The sequence below is a fragment of the Longicatena caecimuris genome (assembly GCF_004341945.1).
In the GTDB taxonomy this organism is placed as follows: domain Bacteria; phylum Bacillota_I; class Bacilli_A; order Erysipelotrichales; family Erysipelotrichaceae; genus Longicatena; species Longicatena caecimuris.
The window spans coordinates 1-3,947 of the sequence record NZ_SMBP01000042.1; the positions used below are offsets into that span (position 1 = coordinate 1).

Here is a 3,947-nt window from a genome sequence, read left to right on the forward strand (position 1 = left end):
GATCAATTTTTGTGCTCTTACCAGCACTTGTTTTTGTCATGCTTTTTTAATCTTTTTCAAAAAGGCTTGACTTCTTAATAGCTAGCTCCTTTATCTGTTTGCATCCTCAATCCATGAATCCAGCTTTTCTGCCAAGGAAGTGAATCCTATTTCCATCTTTGGCAATTCATGAATGATCTTGCGTTTGCGCATAGAACGAGCTTTCTTTGCCTCTACAGCTTTTAAAGACAGTTTGAAGTGGGTGCCATCTTCATCAATATCAAGAATTTTCACTTTTACCCGCTGATTAATTTTCACATACGTATGCACATCACGGACAAAGCGTTCACTGATTTCGGAAATATGAATCAGTCCATTATGACAATTATCTAAATAGACGAATGCCCCATAAGGCTTGATGCCGGTAATCACCCCTTCAACGACTTCACCAACCATATAATGCATCTACTCACCTCATTTCGCTCGTGTTAATTATAGCACGTTCTTTTCTAAAATTAACAGTCCTTTCCATATGTTTTATATGACATTACATCATAGGAAGGGAAATTGCTGGCAAAAAGCAGACAACTATCAATAATTTTTGTTTTTGTGCTATAATAATGAAGACGAGAACTTTTTCTCTTTAATGAGGTGATACTTGCATGAGTTCCATATATCCCCTGCTGGCAGCTTTATTTGCCAATGTATTGGCGCAGGTCTTAAAACCTGTTGTCCTTTATTTGCGTACACAGAAAGTCGATATTCATCAATGTATTGCATGCGGAGGATTTCCCAGCTCTCATAGTTCCACGGTCACTGCATTGACGATGGCAATTGGATTGAGTGAAGGCTTTGATTCCACCTATTTCGCGATTACATGTGTATTCAGTTTCATTGTTATTTATGATGCTGCAAATGTACGTTATTATGCAGGGCGAAACATACAGCTGACCAAACAGCTTATATCAGATTTGGAAGGTATGAAGGGTCTGAAATTAAATGATCCGATTTATCATGAAAAAATCAAAAGTGTTTTAGGACATAAATTTGTTGAAATTATCGGCGGCATGATCTTAGGCTTTTTCGTATCTTTACTTATGTATCAGCTGCTGCATTTATAGAAAGTAGGTGAATGTATGATTAATAAAGAAGATGAAATACGCAATGTCATTGAAAAAATTCGTCCTTACATACAGCGCGATGGTGGCGATGTAGAATATGTTTCTTTCACGGATGGCATCGTTCGTGTACGTTTGTTAGGAGCCTGTGTTGGCTGCATGTCCATCGGTGATACCTTAAAGGATGGCATTGAGGCAATTATCATGGATGAGGTTGCCGGTGTCAGTGAAGTACGTTTAGCAGATGAAGAATAAAAGGGCTCAGGCCCTTTTTCTTTATTATCAGATGGATGAGCAAGCACCTAAATCATTAAAAAGAAAAGCATACGTATGCTGTAAATCTTTAAACTTTTTGATAAGCATCTTCATTCCTATAGAAAAAGCATGATGAAGTTGGGAATACTTCACCATGCCAAGTGTTTTCACTAGTTCTTTTTCGCAGTCGTTTTTCCTTTTTTGGCATTTGCCATTTCTACCGGTTTAGGATCAGGATCATCAAAATAACGTCCTGGTTTCGATAAGTCAAAATACAAACGACTATCTTCACTCATACCGAAGTTACGGTTACTGCCATCATCCGTAATCTTATTCAACGCCTCACAGAACAATGCATTATGCGCTTCTTCACGCTCAAGTAAAAACATGATTGTTTCCTTTACATACTTATCGTCAATCTGGCGATATAAGTATTCATAAACGACTTTCGCACGCTGCTCACTGGCAATATCCGCTAATAAATCTGCTGCTAAATCGCCAGTCACGGTAACATAATCAGCTGTCCATGGATTTCCACTTGAGTTAACTAAAGCCGGATTTAAACCAAAGGTCACCATTGTTTCTAATTCACCATTTTCAACCTTTTTGTAATCAACATCACCGCCGTTTAATAAATTAATCGTTTCTGCCACCATTTCCATATGGCTTAATTCTTCCGTACCGATATCTAAGAATAAATCTTTAAAAACGGGATCTTTTGCACGAAAGCTCTGAGATAAATACTGTAAAGCTGCTTTTAATTCACCATTGTTTCCACCTAACTGCTCCTGCATTAGTACTGCATATTGCGGATTTGGACGTTCTACTTTTACTGGATGCAATAACTTTTTCTTATGTTCAAACATATCATCACTCCTTTTTCATCTTTAGTATGGGTATGTTGAAACGCCTTATTCGTATTTTTTATAAAAAACAAAAGTATGCAAAGCCACTTGTGGTAAAATAAAAACAGGGAGGGATTCTTATGCATATTTTTCATAAACCGAAAAAGAAAATTGTCCATGCACATAGCAAGGAAAAGATTGTAGCAGGAATGCGATTTGAGGATTATCAAAAAGCATTAGCTGATGAAGATTTTGCGCCCGGTTGGGATGTGATTGAGGATAGTTTTGCCAAATGTTATCCTAATCAAAAGCCAAAACATTACGCAACTACATTAACATCTCGTGCTTTGTTTGGAGGAAATGAATATTTGGATGGCTATAGTATTTATACTTCACCAAAAGGATATCAACATATTGTTACCTATGGTATGACCAATCTATATGGTGATGAACAGGCATTTGGACAAACATATAGTCGCTGGGGCTATGAAATGACCATGAAGCTGCAAGAACATAGCTATGAAGATTGTGTATGGGCTTGTAATATGTTGGGAAATCTTGCCCGTTATACCTATACGACAAAGCGCTTTTTTGAAGAAAATCAATATGTACTTGGTAATCAAGAACCAATCAAGCAAGGCTCTGATAGTAAAATTACATCGCTGCTTATCATAAAAGACAATGAGATTCCTGAAGTAGAAAGCGTTCATGGACTCGTCACTTATTTACAATTAGTTGGCATTTTATGGGAAGAGGCTTGTGCAATTAGAGAAGATCCATCAAAAATTCCTATTCTTTTAGAAAACATGCGGAAAGATAATCCGGATGGTGTTACGGATCTTAAAAGAGTAAACTCTTACTTATAACAAGAGAAGCTAGCTTACATTCTTTGCAATAGTATCACCAAACACCTTATCTATTACATAAAATAGCATAAGAAAAGAGATGATAGAAAGCTTATGAGATAATACTTTACGCTTTTTCCTCATCTCTTTTTTCGTGATCGTTTTTAATACCCATATGCTTCCGCAATCAAAATTACGCGGATACGATCTTCCTTATCATAGTTGATCTTAACATAACTGCTGCATATGCGATCTTTGCTGTAACAATCTTGACAGCTTCCTGTCTTGCTGCAAGGTGTCTGCTTATGCAAGCGTACACTATTGGCTGGGGCAGCAATTTCACGGATACGTTTCTTTGCCGCCTCTTCATTTTCGACAATTTTATTATACCCGGCTACGATAATGACTTGCTTCGGTCCAAAAATCATAGCACTGACCCGGTTTCCATGACCATCGATATTCACCAATTCTCCTTGCAAAGTTACCGCATTGGTACTGGCGATAAAGGTATCTGCTGAAAATGCTTTGCGTGCCTCTGCATCACTTTCTTCCCGTGTCATCATAGGATCACTGTGTGAATGAAATACAAGATCACGATGATTTAGCATATCCAAAATACCGGTTTCTTGTAATGTCATCGTCCCACCATCACATACTGTTTCATGATCTTTGATCATCGCATTCACTAATTCTCTGGCAGCCTGTGCATCTTCCACAAGATATGCTTTCATACCATTTTTCTCTAATGCCTTTTTACAGGCTTCCATTTTAATTCTGATAATTTCCTTTACATTTGCATCCATCTTTACATCTTGTATTATTTAATTAACCAAGAAACAGGTAATTAAATAGTATCTTCCTTTCTTGGGAATTCATTAAGCTATATAATTAGCTTAGGGCTGTGG

At 37.3% G+C, this 3,947-nt stretch carries 6 protein-coding genes; 3 read left to right on the plus strand and 3 right to left on the minus strand.

Going from position 1 to position 3,947, the window contains the following annotated elements:
- Nucleotides 1–90: 90 nt before the first annotated feature.
- Nucleotides 91–444, minus strand: coding sequence for a CvfD/Ygs/GSP13 family RNA-binding post-transcriptional regulator (locus EDD61_RS13650; RefSeq protein WP_008689127.1), 354 nt, complete (start codon nt 442–444; stop codon nt 91–93).
- A gap of 197 nt (nt 445–641) precedes the next feature.
- Between EDD61_RS13650 and EDD61_RS13655 the strand changes: the two genes are divergently transcribed.
- The gene (locus tag EDD61_RS13655) at nt 642–1,100 is read left to right on the plus strand and encodes a divergent PAP2 family protein (RefSeq protein WP_008689128.1); all 459 of its coding nucleotides are present in this window, start codon (nt 642–644) and stop codon (nt 1,098–1,100) included.
- Nucleotides 1,101–1,115: 15 nt separating this feature from the next.
- Nucleotides 1,116–1,352, plus strand: a complete 237-nt coding sequence (locus tag EDD61_RS13660; protein ID WP_008979571.1) for a NifU family protein — start codon at nt 1,116–1,118, stop codon at nt 1,350–1,352.
- A gap of 170 nt (nt 1,353–1,522) precedes the next feature.
- Here EDD61_RS13660 and EDD61_RS13665 read toward each other — a convergent pair whose 3' ends face one another.
- Nucleotides 1,523–2,218 (minus strand): manganese catalase family protein, encoded by a 696-nt coding sequence (locus tag EDD61_RS13665; RefSeq protein WP_008689131.1) that lies wholly within the window; start codon nt 2,216–2,218, stop codon nt 1,523–1,525.
- 119 nt (nt 2,219–2,337) lie between these two features.
- Between EDD61_RS13665 and EDD61_RS13670 the strand changes: the two genes are divergently transcribed.
- Nucleotides 2,338–3,063: a suppressor of fused domain protein gene (locus EDD61_RS13670; RefSeq protein WP_132225864.1), complete on the plus strand. Its 726-nt coding sequence runs from the start codon at nt 2,338–2,340 to the stop codon at nt 3,061–3,063.
- A gap of 143 nt (nt 3,064–3,206) precedes the next feature.
- On the opposite strand, the gene EDD61_RS13675 is transcribed toward EDD61_RS13670, so the two are convergent.
- Nucleotides 3,207–3,845 carry a lactate utilization protein gene (locus EDD61_RS13675; protein WP_132225866.1) on the minus strand — a complete coding sequence of 213 codons (639 nt, stop codon included), beginning with the start codon at nt 3,843–3,845 and terminating at the stop codon, nt 3,207–3,209.
- Nucleotides 3,846–3,947: the final 102 nt, after the last annotated feature.